Raw genomic sequence first — 17,104 nt, forward strand, 5'->3', positions numbered from 1 at the left:
GGAAGCCGTAGACACCCGGTGCAGGTGCTGGCGGGCGAGCCTCGGTCGAGCGTGGCGGCGGCCCCGGCCTCTGCGGCGGCGTGGCACGTCCTTTGGGGGTGGACGTGCGGGGGGGATGTGCGACCGCAGAGGCCAGGGCCTGTCTATGAGGGCATCGCGATGCGCTGGAGTGGCCTGTCCACGTGCGGGAGCGCGCCGAGTATCGGGCATCCCGCGGCCTGGGCTGCGGACCGCATGATCTGCTCGCTGACGGCGATGCGGGCCCAGACGGTCTTTCCCGCGCCCAGTTCGGCCCACCCGCAGCCGCCCGTCGCGAATGCCTGAACGAGGATCAGGCCCCGGCCGTGCTGGCTGAATTGTCCCGGCGACTGCAACACCGGGCGGCCGGGGTGGTCGTCCCAGACGCACAACTCGATGCCGACGTCGATCCGGCTGATCCACGCGCGCATCTTCTCGCTCAGGCAGAACCGCGCCGCGTTGGACGCCAGCTCCGACATGATCTGGCACGCGTCGCTGCTGTAGGCGCTGAGTCCCCAGGCGTTGAGGCTGCTCTGCACGAGCTCGCGGGTCAAATAGACCGTTTCGCGACATGCGGTAATGCTGACCGCAAATTGATGGGTCTGGTCTGTTTTGTGCGTGACGGCGTCCATGAGATCGGCCTTTCGCGGTTCTGTTTCTCGTGCACAGATTGCCGCCAGCGTTTAGACTTTTCCCGTTGGGTTCCAGGATCGCTACTTTAAGGATCTTGAATGGTGCGGGCCGACGATCTTGATCCAGATAACATCCCCTGGCATTGGGTGGCCATTGACCTGCGAGTTTGGCGGCTAGAGCGGAACCTTTCACAGGCTGATGTCGCCCGTATCTGCGGGATCGACAAAACCGCGGTTTCAAACTGGGAATCGGGCGGGGCTAAACTGCCACAGAAGCACGCCGAAACTCTTGACCGGGTTTGGAAGACTCGGGGGCACTTTGTCCGGCTTCGCACGCTCGCGGAGTCCGACCACGACCCCAACTGGTTCGCCCAGTTCACCCGCTACGAACGCCGGGCAATCGTGATCAGCCCGTACGCGGCGCTCGTCGTCCACGGACTCCTTCAAACACCGGACTATGCCCGCGCCTTGCTCGTTGGCGCTCGCGTCGTCACAGACGTGGAAGGAGCGTTAACCGAACGCTTGGCGCGACAAGAGGTCCTCACCAGGGAGCAGCCCGCTGAACTGTGGGTACTGGTCAAGGAGTCCGTGCTCTGGGACCCGATCGGTGGACCTAGCGTCATGCGGGCGCAGCTTGCGCACCTTCTGGAGATGAGCGAACGTCCGAACATCGTGGTTCGTGTGGTCCCTCGCGCTGCCGGGGCGCACCCCGGCATCGATGGCTCATTCACTCTGCTACAAACGGCAAGCGGCGAAGTAGCCTGGTCTGAGGCTGTAGGCGGAGGCCGTCTTGTGACGGATCCCGCAAAGGTGCGGGAGTACCGGCGGCGGTATGACCTGCTGGGTGCTGATGCCCTGTCCCGAGACTCAACCAGGAGTCTCATAGCTGAGATCATGGAGGCCATGCATGAGTGAACTGGTGTGGCGCAAGTCGAGTCGTAGCGGCTCGGGCGGTATTGGCGGTCAAGAGTGTGTCGAGGTGGCTGGCCTCCCCGAAGGGTGCGGCGTGCGCGACAGCAAGGCCCCCGAAGCCGGACACCTCGGCCTGACGCGTGAAGACTTCGCCCAACTCCTCACCGCCGTAAAGGCGGGCAAGCTGAACCTCTGATACCAACGACCCCCAAGTTGCGGCCTCGCCCCCCGGTGGGGCCGTTCTTGTGTTTTCGGCGGGTGATCACTTGTCGGGGTTGAGACGGCGGTGAAGGGTGTGGCGTGGTGGAGGGGGCGGACGTCGGCGGCCTGTCTGACCAGGTCTAATGCGGTGCACCCGGTCGATACGGACGCCTAACCGTCAATGACAGTCAGCGATGATGTTGTTACTTTCTGCATATGGAAGGAGTACGAGAACTCAAGTACCGCCGCTGGTTTCACGCCCTCGACATCGACAACGACGGAGCCATCACCCGGCAGGACGCCCACCTCCTGGCCGAACGGCTGACCGGGCTCACCAACCCCCGTCGCCCATCGCAGGCGCAGCGACTCACCGAGGCCGCCACCACCGCCTGGGACCGGGTCATCGGACGGTTCGACCACAACTACGACTCCCGGGTCGAAGAAGAGGAAATGGTCGCCACGCTCCGGCAGACACTCACCACCCCCGACTCCTACGCCCAGCGACTCCAGCCCATCATCGACGCCTACTTCGAGCTGATCGACACCGACCGCGATGGAGCGATCGGCCCGGACGACTACGCCCGGGTGTACCAGGCCGCCACCCACAACAAAGCCGAAGACGGCGCCGAGGTCTTCGACTACCTGGACCTGGAAGGGCGGGGCATGGTGTCCCGCGAACAGTTCCACCGGGCCTTCGCCGAATTCTTCTACGGCGACGACCCCAACGCACGCGCCAACAACCTGCTCGGACGACTACTCGCATAACCGCCCCCCGCCCACGATCGCGGCCGGCGCTCCCCTCGCTCCCGCGCCGTCATGTACCGCGATCAGTGAGAGATCGAACCAAGACCGACATCGCTCATCTGGGCCATCGTCGGCGATGGTGGGGGCGATGCCCGAGAGCGACCAACGCGGACGGGATATCGCGTTAGTGGATACCGTCCGAAAAGGCGGAAGGCCCGCAGCGTCATGACAGCGGGCCTTCCGCATGAGTCAGTGGGTCTGCCTCGCGGACGGGGCTGACGCAAACCTCAGTGGCCGCCGGGCCGAGGACGGGCGCGCAGCAACGGCACCGGGACTTCTTGACCGGATCCGGCCAAGCCCTGTTCGGGGATCTCTCGCGTGTTCCCATTACTCATGGTGAGATCGCCTTACTCATGGTGGTATCGCTGGCGCAACGGAGGGAGCAGTCTGCGTGATCAACGCGCCTCGTGAGCCGATGGATCCTTCGTTAGCCCCGGACAGGGCCACGGCGGAGCTCGGGTTGAAGCCGGAAGAGGGCGTGGCCCTCATGGTGGCCGAGTACGAGAGCCTCCGTGCGGAGATCCTCAAGCTCATCGAACTCCAGTCCCAGCTCGTGGCGCTCATGATGATCGCCTTCGGCACGGTGGTCTCGGTCGGGTTCCAGGCCAAGAACGCCACGATCATCTTCACCTATCCGATCATCTCGCTTCTCCTGGCCATCTATTGGCTCAACTACGCACACACGACCTGCCGCTGCGCGGAATACATTTCGACCAGGATCGAGAAACGCGCCGGCCCGGAGTACATGGGCTGGGAGAACTACGTTCGTGTGCGTCCCCTGGAGAAGGCCAGGCTGGGCTATTGGGGCGTCAGGTTCATTTTCATGGGCAGCTCGGTGCTGGCGATCGTCGCCGGTTTCTCCGTGGGAATCCACGGTGTCGCTGCCCAAATCTTCTGCGGGCTGGGCATCGTGATGACAGTGCTCACCATGGCGCTGCTGGTCACGTGGCGAGAACCTGCGCTCGTTCAGGCCGATCGGGGCGAGCCTGCGGCGTCGTAGTTTTGCCGGGCCTGCTCGACGTGGTCGAGGTTGGCGGCGGCCCACTCGGTGAGGTGGGCGAAAAGCGGGGCGAGGCTGCGGCCTAGTTCGCTGATCTCGTATTCGACTCGCGGCGGCACCTCGGGGTGGTAGGTGCGCACGACCAGGCCGTCGCGTTCCAGCTGGCGCAGGCGCTGGGTGAGCACCTTGGGGGTGATGCCCTTGATGCGTCGCTCCAGTTCGACGAACCGGTGGCGGCCGAAGGTGTGGAGCGACCAGAGGATCGGCGTCGTCCACCTGCTGAACACGATGTCCACGACCGGAGAGACCGGGCAGGCCAGCTCCGGGTCGGCCGTGGCGTCGGCCTCCGGCCAACTCGTCTCGGGTGCCATCGGCTCCGCCCCTCTGAGGTAGTTACTTTCCTCTAGGTACCTACTATACCGATGCCACTAGCGTCTCTGTCATCGCGAGAAACCACAGCGAAGGAGCTGATCATGTTCGTGGTGACGGGTGCGACCGGAAACGTCGGGCGATCTCTGGTGCGGGCCTTGGCGGAGACCGAGGAGCGGGTGACGGCGGTGTCGAGGGGGATGGCCCCGGTGGACCTGCCGCCGGGGACCGAGCATGTGCGGGCCGACCTGACCGAGCCGGAGACCCTGCGGCCCGCCCTCGACGGCGCCGAGGTCCTGTTCCTGCACGACGGCGGTGCCGGTGGCGACGGGTTCGACCCGCGAGCCGTCCTGGACATGGCCGGGGCCGCCGGGGTCCGGCGGGTGGTGCTGCTTTCCTCTCAGGGGGTGGCGACCAGGCCGGAGTCGCCCTCGCACGGGGGCGTCGCACGGGCGACGGAGGAAGCGGTGCGCGAGTCGGGCCTGGCCTGGACGATCCTGCGGCCCGGCGGCTTCGCGTCCAACGCCTTCGCCTGGGCCGAGTCGGTACGCGCCGAGCGGACCATCGCCGCGCCGTTCGGTGACGTCGGGCTCCCGGTGATCGATCCGGAGGACATCGCGGAGGTCGCGGCCGCCGCCCTGCGCAAGGACGAGCACGCGGGGCATGTCTACGAGTTGACCGGGCCGGTGGTCGTCACGCCCCGGCAGCAGGCCGAGGCGATCGGCGCGGCCCTCGGCGAACCGGTGCGGTTCGTGGAGCTGGCCCGGGCCGAGGCACAGGCACGGATGGCCGCGTTCATGCCGGAGCCCGTCGTGGAGACCACGCTGGCCATCCTCGGCGAGCCCAACGCCGCCGAGCTGCGGCTCAGCCCGGACGTCGAGCGGGTCCTCGGCCGCGCGCCGCGTCCCTTCGCCGAGTGGGCCCGCCGCAACGTCGAAGCCTTCCGGTGACCGTTCGGCGCAAGACCAGCTTCAGAGGTGGGAGCGTTCGTCGACTCGGTGGGTTGGTGGGTGCAGGAAGACCTCGGCCGTGGGGTGGCCGTAGGAGACGTTGAGGGTGTCCAGCCGGTAGTACCAGCCGCGTTCGGTGGTGAAGCGGTGGTTGATCTGCCAGCGCAAGGTTTGCCGTGGGCGCATGGTCACGGGTTCTGGGCGCCATGCGAGGTCTAGGCCGTTGTTCGCCCATTCGGGGGCGTCCCTGACCGGGAGGACGTGTAGGTGGCCGTCGCCGGTCTCGGTCAGTTCGGCCTGGGTTCTTGGTGGGAGGCCGGTGGTCACGGTCATGGTGGGAGAGAAGTCGTCCCGCTCAAGCATTTGCACTTCATGGAGGATGGGCGGCTCGGCTTCCGGGAGCGGGAACGCCTCCGGGAGCGCGCTGCGCCGGACGGCTCCCGGCCCGCCGCGTGAGTTCTTTGTCCAGTAGACGCGCACCCACTGAACCGCGATGTCCATGAGTTGATTGTTAGGGGCGGGGCAGCATTTTCAGAGGGTGGTAAGGGTTTCGGCCTGAGGAACTGGCTATTAGGAGGCCGGACGGCGTTGGGAGCAAGGTTGCGCGGGAGTCGTTCCAGCGGGACGGGACGACCGAAGATGTGCGTTGCTTGCCTGTGGACGGGTCGAACGACCGCAGTTGAAGTGTGGTGATGTGCGAGGTGAGGGTGAAGACGTCCTTGCCGTCGAAGGTGATGGCCTCGATCGATTCGCGGTCTTTCTCGGTGGCCCAGAGCTGGCGGCCGTCGGTGAGGCTGTAGCCGGCGAGGGCGTATTCGCCCTGGTCGGTGCGGGTGACGGTGATGAGGGTGGTGCCGGAGGCGACGATCTTGCGGGTTTGGATGACGGCCGAGGGGGTCTGGGGGGACGTGTCGATCTCACCGTTGGGGTCATCGGTGGGGATCGTCGCGGTGACGCGGCCTTGGGCGTCCAGGGCCATGAGGGACTTCTTGCCTCGGGCGTCCGACTCCCGGACGGCGATCACGGGCGGGGTGGCGCTGACCAGGTCGACGGTGGCGTTGCCGATCACCTGGAGGTCGGTTTTCCACAGGTCGCGGCCGGTGGCCGGGTCGAAGGCGCGGACGTGTTGGCTGAAGCCGGTCGTCCGGGCGGTGGGGTCTATCCGGGTGCACCGCTCGCCTATGAGGATCTGGTTGGACGCGCCTGCCAGCCAACCGATGGAGCAGTAGGGGGACGTGCGCGCCTTCTGCCAGAGCGTCTTGCCGTCGCGCAGGCCGAAGGCCTCGATCGTCTCGCTCGTGCGGTAGGCGCCGGTGGTGCCCGCAGTGGTCAGGGTGTCGGCGTCCTTTTCGAGGACGGGTTTGCCCGCCGGGAGCGTTCGCGTCCAGAGCTGCTTGCCCGTTGTGGTGTCGATCGCCTGGATCGAGCCGCACTGGCTGGAGCCGGGCTCGTGGGCGATCAGGCCGACGTTGTTCTCGACCGTCCGGCTCATCGCGCACAGGGTGTCGCGCGCCGGGAGTGTCGACTTCCAGGTCTGTCGGCCGGTTCCGGCCGTGTATGCGGTCAGGCCGTCGAACTTGGCGCGTATGACGGTGTCGCCGGACGTCCAGACGCCCTCGGTGTCGGTGTCGGAGCCCCGGTCGTGCGGCGCTGACCAGGTGTAATTCAGGGTCGGGCCGTGCAGGACGTCGAAGAGCAGCCAGCCGGGGAAGACGCAGACCGCGGCCGCGACCAGGCCGGCGATCCAGGCCGGTCTCGCCTTGTACAGGGCGTAGCAGGCCAGGGGGATCAGGAGCAGGAGCGGGAAGAACGAGAGGACGAAGATCAGGCCCCAGTGGTTGGGGCAGGGGCCGCGCCGGGTGCCGCAGGAGCCGCCCGCCTCGGTGCCCAGGACGATGAAGTCCCTGATCAGAAGGGGTAGCGCCAGGCCGCATATCGCGGCTGCGGCCAGGCCGATAGCCATCCACTTGATCTTGGACGGCCGGCCGTCCTTCTTCGCACGCGTCATCCCCGTTGCCCCTCCCACCCGCCTGACCAGCGACGGGAGTATGGCACGAGGCCGCAAAGATCACGTTTTATCCGGCCAGATTGCCGACCCGCCCTCAGGGGGCGCTGAGCCCGGCCCCCGATGCCTCCTTGACAGCCTCGGCCCGGCCGCTCGAGCCGCGCAGCGGGACCTCCTTCAGGGCGAGGACGGCCAGGAAGCCGATGATCGCCACCGGGATACCGGCGATGAAGACCGTTTCGAGGGAGTTCGTGAACGCGTCCCGCACGATGTCCCTGACCGGCCCGGGCAGCATCTGGATGTCGTCCGGCGAGCCGAGGTCGCCGCCGGGGGCCTGCCGGATGCCGGCGGCCTGGAACCCGGACGCGATCTCGCTCGCCACCCGGTTGGTGAGGATCGCGCCGAACGCGGCCACGCCCATCGCGCCGCCGAGGTTGCGGAAGAACGAGATGCCGGACGTCGTCGAGGCCAGGTCGGCGGTCGAGGCGGCGTTCTGCGCGGCGAGGATCAGGATCTGCAGGGTCAGGCCCATCCCGATGCCGAGGACGGCGAGGTCGGCGCCGATGAGCGTTTTCGGCGAGTCGGTGTGCAGCCGCGCCAGCAGGATCATCGCGACGACGACGCAGAACGTCCCGGCGACCGGGAAGATCTTGTAGCGGCCGGTGCGGGTGATGATCTGGCCGGAGGTGGTGGACGTGATCAGCATCCCGATGACCAGCGGCAGCGTCATCAGCCCCGAGGCGGTGGGGCTCATGCCCTTGGCGATCTGCAGGTACTGCGGCATGTAGATCATCACGCCGAACATGGCCATGCCGACGCAGATCGAGACGAGCGAGGTCAGCACGAACGTCCGGTTGCGGAACAGGCGGGGCGGCAGGATCGGGTCGCGGGCGGTGCGCTCGGCGACGATGGCGAGCACGAGCAGCGCGATGGTGGCGCCGAGAAGGACGTAGGTCCAGGCGGAGTTCCACGCGAACTGCTTGCCGCCCATGGAGAGCAGGAGCATCAGCGTCGCGGCGCCGCCCGTGATCGTGAACGCGCCGAAGACGTCGATGCTGGTGTCACGGCGCGTTCTCGGGAGCTTGAGCACCCGCTGGATGACGAAGAACGCGAGGATGGCGAGCGGGACGCACACGTAGAAGCACCAGCGCCAGCCGAGCGCGTCGGCGTCCACGATGAACCCGCCGACCAGCGGCCCGGCGACGGTCGCGACGCCGAACACCGCGCCCATGAACCCGGCGTAGCGGCCGCGCTGCCGCGGCTCGACCACGTCCCCGAGGATCACCTGGGCCAGCGCGGACAGCCCGCCCGCGCCGAGGCCCTGGCCCGCGCGGGCGGCGATGAGCTGGCCGATCCCCTGCGACATCCCGGCGCAGACCGAGGCGACGACGAAGATGATCAGCGCGGTCTGGAACATCAGCTTGCGGCCGGCGATGTCCGACAGCTTGCCCCAGAGCGGGGTCGAGGCGGTCATGGTGAGCAGCGACGCGCTCGCCACCCAGGACAGCTGGTCCTGGCCGCCGAGGTCGCCGACGATCGTCGGCAGCGCCGTCGCGATGACCGAGTTGGAGATCATCGCGGTCAGCATCGCCAGCATGAGGCCGGAGAGGATCTCCAGGATCTGCCGGTGCGTGTACTGCGGTCTCGCTTGCTCTGACGCCGCCGGGTCCTGCGCCGCCACGCCCGCTCGAACCACCCTGCCCCCATGCTCCGCGTAGCCGATGAATTACCTGTGCTTTGCATGTATCTTATGTAGGCGCTTGTTTACTTGCAACTCGAACGATGCTGGACGCCGAGGGTGACCGGTCGACAGGATGTGGTGATGCGGCTCAAGGGCGAGACCGAACGCGCGACGGCGGGCGAAGCCGGCGGGGGCGGCGGGGGCGGCGGCGCGGCGGCGCGGCGGCCGAAGCGCGACCGGGAGGCGACCCGGCGCCGCATCCTGGACGCCGCCCGCGACCTGTTCGGCGAGCACGGCTACGACGGCGTCACCGTCCGCATGATCGCGGCGCGGTCCGAGGCGAACATGGCCCTGGTCAACCGGTACTTCGGGTCCAAGGCGGCGTTGTTCGGCGAGGTCCTGGCCGGCGAGTCGGTGCTGCGCGAGGTCATCGCCGGGGACCCGGCGGGCCTGCCGCGCCGCCTCGCCGAGCACTTCGTCCGGCAGACCGACCGGCGCGGCGGCACCCCGATGTCGCGGATGCTCGACCGGTCGGCCGGGCACCCGGAGGTCAAGGAGATCCTGCTCCACCACCTGGAGGACGTGATCGTCGAGCCGCTGGTCGCGCAGCTGGACGGGCCGGACGCGCGGGCTCGCGCGCTCCTCGCGTCCACGATCATCATGGGCGGCGGCCCCGTCCGGCGGCTGCTCGGCCTCAACGACCTGCGCGCCGCCGACCCGGCCGAGCTCACCGACCGCCTCACCGCCATGTTCACCGCCGCCCTCGCCCCGACCACACCCGGCCGCTGACACGTTCACCCCGGGTCCGCACGTCGGACAAGGAGGCGCGGGACCTGCGCGCATAGGGTGCTGAACATGAGGGTCGGGGGCGCGTTCCGCGCGTGGTGGGGCAGGACGGGGCGTGCCGCACGGTGGGCCGCGGCCGGGACGGCGATCGCGCTCGTGGGCGGAGGCGCCGCGTGGGGTGTCGGCGCCACGACCGGGCGCACGTCCCGGGTTCAGACCTCTGAGCAGCGCATTGCCGTGGTCGACGGCCCGCGCGACGATCAGCGCGTCACGCTCGACACGACGTTCTACCGTCCGGCCGGACGCGCCGACGTGCCCGCGATCATGCTGGGCCACGGCTTCGGCGGCAGCAAGCGGGACGTGGCCGACGAGGCGCGGCGGCTCGCCCGCCACGGCTACGCGGTCCTGACCTGGTCGGCGCGCGGGTTCGGGCGCTCGGGCGGCGAGATCGCGCTCAACTCCCCCGACTACGAGGTCAAGGACACCCGGCAGCTCATCGACTGGCTGGCGCGGCGGCCCGGCGTCCGGCTCGACGGGCCCGGCGACCCGCGCCTCGGCATGGCGGGCGGCTCGTACGGCGGCGCGATCGCGCTGCTGACCGCCGCCTACGACCGGCGCGTCGACGCCATCGCGCCGATGATCACCTGGCACAGCCTCGCGGACGCGCTCTTCCCGGACGCCGCCGGCGCAGGCCCGTCCGGCGGCGTCTTCAAGAAGCTGTGGGCGGGGCTGTTCTTCACCGGGAGCGCGGGCCGGACGGCATGCGGGCGCTTCCTGCCGTCCGTGTGCGAGATGTACCAGGAGGTCGCGGAGAAGGGCCGTCCCACGGCGACGGCGATCGAGATGCTGCGGCGGTCGAGCCCGTCGTCGGTCGCGGACCGGATCAGGGTGCCGACGCTGCTCGTCCAGGGACAGTCCGACTCGCTGTTCCCGCTCGACCACGCCGACGCCAACGCCCGCGCCATCGCCCGCAACGGCGCGCCCGTGTCGGTGGTCTGGTTCCAGGGCGGCCACGACGGCGGCGCCTCCGAGACCGAGCGGATCGAGGGCCTGGTGCTCGCCTTCTTCGACGCGCGGCTGAAGGGGGCGGCGACGTCCGGCGGCGGCGAGTTCACGGTGACGCGGGCGGGTGGGCTCGACTCGTCCACGCAGGAGGTCATCGTGGACGAGGCGTCGGCGCGCACGTATCCGGGGCTCTCCCATGAGCCTGTTCATCTGCCGCTGAGCGGCCTTGGCGAGCAGACGATCTACAACCCGGCGGGCGGGTCGCCCGCGGCGATCTCCGCCGTGCCGGGCCTGGGCGCGCTCGGCTCGCTCGGCTCGCTCGGCGCGGCCGGCTCTTCCGGCGCGCTGGGCCGCCAGGTGCCGGGCGAGCGGCCGGGGCAGTTCGCCGTGTTCGAGACGCGTCCGCTGGAGCAGGCCGTCCAGCTCACCGGGGCGGCCAGCGTCCGGCTCCGGGTGGACGGGAACGGCCCGCTGTTCGCGAAGCTGTACGACGTCGCGCCCGGCAGGGGTGGCGGCGGTTCGGCGACGCTGGCGCGGCGGCTGGCCGCACCGTTCCGGGTGTCGCCCGGACGTGACGTGACCGTCGCGCTTCCGGCGATGGATCACCGCTTCGATCGCGGCCACCGGCTCCGGCTCGTCATCGCGACCACCGATCTGGGGTTCGCGACCCCGGCGAAGCCCGCCGCGTACAAGGTGCGGGTGGTGTCGCCGCTGTCGGTCCCGACCGTTCCGGCGTTGACGACCGCGCCGACGCCCGTCCCGGCTTGGGTCTGGGCTCTGCCGGTCGCCGCCATCACTCTCGCTCTGCTCATCGTTCTGCCTGGACGGCGTCGCCCCGGCCCCGAGCAGGACAACGACGTCCCGCTGGAGATAACCGGCCTGACGAAGGCGTACAAGAACGGCCATCTGGCCGTCGCCGACCTGTCGTTCCGGGTGGAGAAGGGTCAGGTGCTAGGGCTGCTCGGCCCGAATGGCGCCGGAAAGACGACGACCCTGCGCATGTTGATGGGCCTCATCCATCCCGACTCCGGTGAGATGCGCATCTTCGGTCACCGCGTCTATCCCGGGGCTCCCGTACTGGCGAGGCTGGGTTCGTTCGTCGAGGGGCCTGGGTTCCTCCCGCACCTCTCTGGGCGCGACAACCTTGACCTCTACTGGCGCGCCACCGGTCGTCCCCTGGATGAAGCCCACCTGGACGAGGCGCTGCGGATAGCCGCCCTGGGGTCCGCGCTAGACCGTCCCGTCCGGACGTACTCGCAGGGCATGCGGCAGCGCCTCGCCATAGCGCAGGCCATGCTCGGGCTACCGGACCTCCTCGTCCTGGACGAGCCGACCAACGGCCTCGACCCGCCGCAGATCCGCGAGATGCGGGAGGTGCTCGTCCGGTACGCCGCGGCCGGGCGAACGGTCATCGTCTCCAGCCACCTGCTCGCCGAAGTCGAGCAGACCTGCACGCACGCGGTCGTCATGGCGGGCGGGCGGCGCGTCGCCGCGGGTCCGGTCGCGGAGATCACCGGCTCCGGCCGCCGCCTGGAGGACGCCTTCCTGGAGATCATCGGAGAGACCTCGTGACCGCGCACGCCGGCCGCCCAAGCCCGCCCAAGCCCGCGACGCCACCCGCTGCGACGAGCGCCTACGCCGTCCGGCGGACGCTTCCGCTGCGGGTGGAGGCGGTGCGCCAGTTCCGCCGCCGCCGGACGCTGGTCGCGTTCGGGTTCCTGCTCGTCCTGCCGTGGGTGCTGGTCGCCGCGTTCAAGGTCGGCGGCGACCCCGACCGGGACGGCGTGCCCAACCTGGTCGACGTCGCCACGTCCAGCGCCCTGAACTTCGCGCTGTTCACGCTGTTCGTCTCGACCGGTTTCCTGCTCGTCGTCGCGGTGGCCCTGTTCTGCGGCGACACTGTCGCGAGCGAGGCGGGCTGGTCGTCGCTGCGCTACCTGCTCGCCGCGCCCGTGCCGCGCGGCCGCCTGCTGCGCCAGAAACTGATCGTCGCGCTGTCGTACGCGGTCGTCGCGGTGGTCAGCCTGCCGCTGATGTCGCTGCTCGCCGGTACGGTCGGGTTCGGCTGGGGCGCCGTCGAGCTCCCGACCGGCGGCACCGTCCCGGTGGAGACCGCGCTCGGCCGGATGGCGATCATCGTCGGCTACGCGCTCGTCGCGCAGCTCGTCGTCGCGGCGCTGGCGTTCCTGCTGTCGGTCACCACCGACTCGCCGCTCGGCGCGGTCGGCGGCGCGGTCGGGCTCGTGATCGTCAGCAACATCCTGGACGCCGTCACCGCGCTCGGCGCCTGGCGCGACCTCCTCCCGACGCACTGGATGTACGCGTGGATGGACGCCCTGCAACCCGAGATCGTCTGGACGGGCATGGCCAAGGGCGCGGCGATCTCGATCGCCTATGCCGCGGTTCTTTTCGCGCTCGCGTTCCGGCGCTTCCGCAGCCGCGACATCGTGTCCTGACCTGGTCTTGATCGCCGTCCGGACACACTCCGCAACGCCCGCCCGGCTGAAAATCGGTCGAACGGGCAGAGGTTGTCGCATAAGCTCGGCGAACCTCGCGCAGGGTGAAGGCGTCCTACTTAGAGCAGCGCGACATCGGCTCGATCGCCGGGTTAGATCCAGCCCGGCGGGGGGAGATGATCAACATGGCACGGCAGCAGCTCATCAAACGCCCCAGGCCCCCACGTCAACCGAGCCCGCCCGACCTGCGGACCCCATCGGGCCGCCTCCTGCCGTACTGACCGCTTTCACCGCAGGGCCTTCCCGCACCGGGAGGGCCCTGCGGTGTGTTCCGAGGTCCGTGAAGGACCTACTCCGGGCGGACGCCGTGCTGCGTCCAGGCGGCGAGCCGGTCGAACGCGGTCAGGAAGTCAGGCTGCATCGGCCGGACGAGCGCGGGAAACGCGCCGTTCAGCCCATCGAAGTGGCTCCCGCCGGGCACGCGGTGGTAGCGGTGCAGCCCTCCCCTTCCGGCCTTCTTGACCATCTCCGCGTACACGTCCCCGTACGCACTGATCGGCACCAGGGCGTCGAGCGTGCCGTGAATGCTGATGAGCGGACGCTGAATCCGCCCCGTCAACGACACCCGCCGGACCGCCTCGCGCACCTCACGCGGGCGGGAGGCGTATTCGTAGTCGGTGTCGCAGCCCGCGCCCGTCCCCTCCGCGCAGAACGGTGTTCCGGCCTCCCGCGCGCCGTCATAGGTCGGGTCGAGCTCTTCCCGGACGATCCGCTGGAGGAAATCCCACAGGTTCTTGTGGTGGAAGTCCCAGAGCGGCTCCGAACCCGCCGGGTATCCGGCCGCGAGCATCTCCTCGCGCGCCCCCGGCTTCCCCGCCGCGTACCGCGGATAGGCGCGCAGCGCGGGAGGCAGCGTCGTGAGCAGGCTCGGGCCATTGGGCGCGGACGCGAAGAACAGCGCGTTCCAGTCGACCCCGCCGGTGTAAAGCCAGGGGAACCGTTCGAGCTGCCCGCGGACGAGGTAACCGCCGGCCGACAGCCCGGCCGCGTACGTGTACCGCGGCTCGTGCCCGTACTTCTGCGCCGCGACGCGCTTGGCCGCCTGCGTCAGCTGCGCCATCCGCAGATGCCATTCCTGAATGGCGTCGCCCGGCCTGCGCCCGTCGGTGTAGACGGCCGGGCCGGTGTTGCCCTTGTCGGTCGCCGCGAACGCGTATCCCCTGGCCAGGACGTGGTCGCTGATCATGCGGTCGTTCGCGTACTGCTCCCGGACGGCGGGCGGCCCGGCGACGACCAGCCCGCCGTTCCACCGCCGCGGCAGCCGGATGACGAACTGCGAATCCTGGTTCCACCCATGCGTGGGATTGGTCTTGGACGAGTCGGGGAAATGGCCGTCGATCTGGATGCCGGGAACGCCCGACGGATTGACCGTCCCCGGCGCCTCCAGCCCTGCCCAGTCGGCCGGATCGGTGTGCCCGCTCGGGATCGTCCCGGCCGTCGTCAGATCGGGCAGGCACACCGCGACGGACCGCACCGCGCCCGGGACCCGCAATTCCCGTTCACCACACCCCGTCTCCGCCGCAGCACCGGGGGCGGCGGCTGGAGCGGCGGCCAGCGAAGCCAGCAAGGCGGAAACGAGCACTATGGCACGCACCATGTCGAACACCTTCCGTGAGGGACATCACGCACCGTAATCAGCGGTGCCGCTCACGGATAAGTGCGAAAGGGCCGGACCCGCTTGGTCCGAACGGCACATGACCTCTGGCCAGTTTCCGTCCCGCCGGTGGCCCGGGACGTCCGCGTCCACGTACTCTCCGGTCATGGCCTCGACGCGCCCAGTGCCCTGGGTGTCGCCCCTCCTCTGCCTCGCGGTACTGGCCGGAGGCGCGTACTACGCACTGGTGGACGCCGGCCCGACGTTCCGGCTAGCGTCCTTCGCCGCACTCCTGCTGCTCCTCATCGGAATCGACGCCGCAGAACGTCACATCCCATCGGCCGTAGCCCTCCTCCTCACACGCACCGCCCTCTACGCCGCCGTCAACGCACTCGACGACTCCGGCATCTCCCGGGCGCTGTTCGTCTTGGTCCCGTTCACCGCGTACTTCACGTTCGGCCGCCGCACCGCGATCGCCCTCGGCACGGCCTGCGTCGCGGCGCTTCCCATCCTGTTCACCCTCCGCGTCCCGGGCTGGCAGACCCAGGCGGAGCACGTCTCCGACGTGGTGATGTTCGCGCTCGGGATCGTGCTCGCGATCACGATGGCGGCGGTCGCCGTCCGCGAACGGGAGGCCCGCGTCCGGCTGGAGGGGATCATGCACGAGGTCGAGGCGCTGTCGGCGGCGCAGGAGCGCAACCGCCTGGCCCGCGAGATCCACGACAGCCTCGGCCACCATCTCACCGCGATCGCCGTCCAGTTGGAGAAGGCCGACGCGTTCGCCGACCTCGACCCGTCCGGCGCCCGCGAGGCCGTGGGCAACGCCCGCTGGTCGGCGGACAGGGCACTGACCGAGGTCCGCCAATCGGTACGCGCGCTAGGCCAGCACCCGTTCCACCTGGCCACCGCCCTGACCGACCTGATCAACCACCTGGAAGGCGACCGCCTGGCCATCAACCTCAAAGTGACAGGCGCCGAAGAAGGCCGCCCGCTCCCCTCCCTCACCGCGCTCTACCGCGCCGCCCAAGAAGCCCTGACCAACGCCTGCCGCCACTCCACCGCGACCAACATCCACCTGGCCCTCGCCTACGAGGACACAGGCGCGACCCTGACCATCACCGACAACGGCCAAGGCTTCCCCTTGCACAAACCCCACGAAGGCCACGGCCTGCGCGGAATGCGCGACCGCATCACCCAACTCAACGGGAACCTCGACCTGGCCAGCGGCCCGGATGGCACCACGATCTCGATCAGGGTGCCATGGTGAACCCGGTCCGCGTCCTGGTGGTCGACGACCAGGAACTCGTCCGCGAGGGCATCGCGTCGCTCCTCGGCATCCAGCCGGGCATCGAAGTGATCGGCACGGCCGCCGACGGGGCCGCCGCGGTGGAGGCCGCCGCGTCCGCCGACGTCGTCCTGATGGACGTCCGCATGCCCGGCATGGACGGCGTCACCGCCACCGCCGAGATCCTCGCCCGCCACCCGTCCTGCAAGGTCATGATGCTGACCACGTTCGACGACGACGAGTACGTCGTCCAGGCCATGCGCGCGGGAGCGTCCGGCTACCTCCTCAAGAACCTCCCGGCGGCCGAACTCGCCGCCGCCGTCCGGCTGGCCCGCTCCGGCGTCACCCAGCTCGACTCCACGATCACCCGCCGCCTCGCCGCCGCGCTCCCCGACCCGGGCGTCCTCACCCCTCGCGAGACCGAAGTCCTGCGCCTGATCGCCGCCGGCGCCACCAACAAGGAAATCGCCAAGCGCCTCTACCTGAGCGAGGGCACGGTCAAGAACCACATCTCCCGCATCCTGCAACGCCTGGGCCTACGCGACCGCACCCAAGCCGCCCTCTACGCCCGCGACCAGAACCTCCTCTAAGCCAGCTCGCGCTCCAGAATGGCCGCGACCTCCCGATACCGGCTGACCGGCACCAAATGGACGCCGTCGAACGCGCCGCTTTCCCGGACGGCCAGCACCTGCTCGCAGGCCGCCGCGACCCCGGCCGAACGGTCTCGCTCAACAGCCTCGACAAGCTCCTCCGGAATATCGATGTCCGGAATGGAGCCCGCCAGATTCCGGGCCATTCCCGCACTCGCCAGGACCATCACGCCGGCGTAGACGGGACCGTCCACCTCAACGCTCTCCCGCCACCGCAGCAAATTGTCCATCGAGTAACTGACCTGGACGAACGTGAAGTCGGCGGCCTTCTTCCACTCCGGCAGCCTGCGCAGACCGGACGTCACTCCGACCTGGAACGGCCCGCAGCCCGCGAACGTCGCGTCCTCCCCGGTCGCTCGCGTCTCCTCCATCATCGCCCGGACGGTCAGCTCACTCGTCCGCCCGCCCGCCGAGGGCTTGTCCCCGTAAACGAACAGGAACCGCTCCACCCCGTACGCCGCCGCCGTCAGCAAATCGCGGCGGAAACCCAGCAGATTACGGTCGCGCGAGTTCAAGCAGGCGATACCTCGCGCGCCCATCGCCTGCACCTCGTGAGCGACGGCCACACTCGACACGGTGGCCCGTCCAATATGGTTGTCCGGGATCAGAAACGAATCCGCGACGGGACTCAGCACCCCGATCTGATGCCGCACCCGCGTCAAATCCGGCCGCGTCGGCGGCTCGACTTCGCACACA

At 69.4% G+C, this 17,104-nt stretch carries 17 protein-coding genes; 10 read left to right on the plus strand and 7 right to left on the minus strand.

Annotated features, from left to right (window positions below; all coding sequences use genetic code 11):
- Positions 1-143 precede the first annotated feature (143 nt).
- Complete coding sequence (locus ACH34S_RS05850) at positions 144-650, minus strand: ATP-binding protein (RefSeq protein WP_395951307.1); 507 nt, start codon at positions 648-650, stop codon at positions 144-146.
- A gap of 99 nt (positions 651-749) precedes the next feature.
- Here ACH34S_RS05850 and ACH34S_RS05855 point away from each other — a divergent pair, with 99 nt between their 5' ends.
- From ACH34S_RS05855 to ACH34S_RS05870, 4 genes are all read left to right on the plus strand, one after another.
- The gene (locus ACH34S_RS05855) at positions 750-1,565 is read left to right on the plus strand and encodes a helix-turn-helix transcriptional regulator (RefSeq protein ID WP_395951308.1); all 816 of its coding nucleotides are present in this window, start codon (positions 750-752) and stop codon (positions 1,563-1,565) included.
- Positions 1,558-1,758: a DUF397 domain-containing protein gene (locus tag ACH34S_RS05860; protein WP_395951309.1), complete on the plus strand. Its 201-nt coding sequence runs from the start codon at positions 1,558-1,560 to the stop codon at positions 1,756-1,758. The genes ACH34S_RS05855 and ACH34S_RS05860 overlap by 8 nt, the downstream gene beginning before the upstream one ends.
- 221 nt (positions 1,759-1,979) lie before the next feature.
- Positions 1,980-2,528, plus strand: a complete 549-nt coding sequence (locus tag ACH34S_RS05865; protein WP_395951310.1) for an EF-hand domain-containing protein — start codon at positions 1,980-1,982, stop codon at positions 2,526-2,528.
- Positions 2,529-2,958: 430 nt separating this feature from the next.
- Positions 2,959-3,567 (plus strand): hypothetical protein, encoded by a 609-nt coding sequence (locus ACH34S_RS05870; protein WP_395951311.1) that lies wholly within the window; start codon positions 2,959-2,961, stop codon positions 3,565-3,567.
- Here ACH34S_RS05870 and ACH34S_RS05875 read toward each other — a convergent pair.
- On the minus strand, positions 3,534-3,938 hold the full coding sequence (locus tag ACH34S_RS05875) for a winged helix-turn-helix transcriptional regulator (protein ID WP_395951312.1): 405 nt from the start codon (positions 3,936-3,938) through the stop codon (positions 3,534-3,536). The two genes, ACH34S_RS05870 and ACH34S_RS05875, sit on opposite strands and share 34 nt — an antisense overlap.
- Positions 3,939-4,040: 102 nt before the next feature.
- Here ACH34S_RS05875 and ACH34S_RS05880 point away from each other — a divergent pair, with 102 nt between their 5' ends.
- Positions 4,041-4,886, plus strand: a complete 846-nt coding sequence (locus ACH34S_RS05880; protein ID WP_395951313.1) for an NAD(P)H-binding protein — start codon at positions 4,041-4,043, stop codon at positions 4,884-4,886.
- A 21-nt stretch (positions 4,887-4,907) separates the two neighbouring features.
- Here ACH34S_RS05880 and ACH34S_RS05885 read toward each other — a convergent pair whose 3' ends face one another.
- From ACH34S_RS05885 to ACH34S_RS05895, 3 genes are all read right to left on the minus strand, one after another.
- Entirely contained in the window at positions 4,908-5,387 is a 480-nt protein-coding gene (locus ACH34S_RS05885) for a hypothetical protein (RefSeq protein ID WP_395951314.1), read from the minus strand.
- Positions 5,388-5,397: 10 nt separating this feature from the next.
- Positions 5,398-6,894, minus strand: a complete 1,497-nt coding sequence (locus tag ACH34S_RS05890) for a PQQ-binding-like beta-propeller repeat protein (RefSeq protein ID WP_395951315.1) — start codon at positions 6,892-6,894, stop codon at positions 5,398-5,400.
- 94 nt (positions 6,895-6,988) lie between these two features.
- On the minus strand, positions 6,989-8,572 hold the full coding sequence (locus tag ACH34S_RS05895; RefSeq protein ID WP_395951316.1) for an MDR family MFS transporter: 1,584 nt from the start codon (positions 8,570-8,572) through the stop codon (positions 6,989-6,991).
- Between the two features lie 117 nt (positions 8,573-8,689).
- On the opposite strand from ACH34S_RS05895, the gene ACH34S_RS05900 reads away from it, so the two are divergent.
- The 3 genes from ACH34S_RS05900 (at position 8,690) to ACH34S_RS05910 (ending at position 12,819) form a co-directional block, all read left to right on the plus strand.
- On the plus strand, positions 8,690-9,361 hold the full coding sequence (locus ACH34S_RS05900; protein WP_395951317.1) for a TetR/AcrR family transcriptional regulator: 672 nt from the start codon (positions 8,690-8,692) through the stop codon (positions 9,359-9,361).
- 66 nt (positions 9,362-9,427) lie between these two features.
- Positions 9,428-11,935, plus strand: a complete 2,508-nt coding sequence (locus tag ACH34S_RS05905; RefSeq protein WP_395951318.1) for an alpha/beta fold hydrolase — start codon at positions 9,428-9,430, stop codon at positions 11,933-11,935.
- The gene (locus tag ACH34S_RS05910; protein WP_395951319.1) at positions 11,932-12,819 is read left to right on the plus strand and encodes an ABC transporter permease; all 888 of its coding nucleotides are present in this window, start codon (positions 11,932-11,934) and stop codon (positions 12,817-12,819) included. Before ACH34S_RS05905 ends, ACH34S_RS05910 begins: the two co-directional genes overlap by 4 nt.
- Before the next feature lie 349 nt (positions 12,820-13,168).
- Here the strand turns inward: ACH34S_RS05910 and ACH34S_RS05915 are convergent, their stop codons facing one another.
- Positions 13,169-14,476: a tannase/feruloyl esterase family alpha/beta hydrolase gene (locus ACH34S_RS05915; RefSeq protein ID WP_395951320.1), complete on the minus strand. Its 1,308-nt coding sequence runs from the start codon at positions 14,474-14,476 to the stop codon at positions 13,169-13,171.
- 163 nt (positions 14,477-14,639) lie between these two features.
- On the opposite strand from ACH34S_RS05915, the gene ACH34S_RS05920 reads away from it, so the two are divergent.
- Both ACH34S_RS05920 and ACH34S_RS05925 read left to right on the plus strand, forming a co-directional pair.
- Positions 14,640-15,740, plus strand: a complete 1,101-nt coding sequence (locus ACH34S_RS05920) for a sensor histidine kinase (protein WP_395951321.1) — start codon at positions 14,640-14,642, stop codon at positions 15,738-15,740.
- Positions 15,734-16,348, plus strand: a complete 615-nt coding sequence (locus ACH34S_RS05925) for a response regulator (protein WP_395951322.1) — start codon at positions 15,734-15,736, stop codon at positions 16,346-16,348. Before ACH34S_RS05920 ends, ACH34S_RS05925 begins: the two co-directional genes overlap by 7 nt.
- Here the strand turns inward: ACH34S_RS05925 and ACH34S_RS05930 are convergent.
- Positions 16,345-17,103: a methylenetetrahydrofolate reductase gene (locus tag ACH34S_RS05930; protein ID WP_395951323.1), complete on the minus strand. Its 759-nt coding sequence runs from the start codon at positions 17,101-17,103 to the stop codon at positions 16,345-16,347. The genes ACH34S_RS05925 and ACH34S_RS05930 overlap by 4 nt on opposite strands.
- Position 17,104 lies beyond the last annotated feature (1 nt).

It is taken from the genome of Actinomadura sp. 3N508 (genome assembly GCF_044326375.1).
Lineage (GTDB): Bacteria > Actinomycetota > Actinomycetes > Streptosporangiales > Streptosporangiaceae > Spirillospora.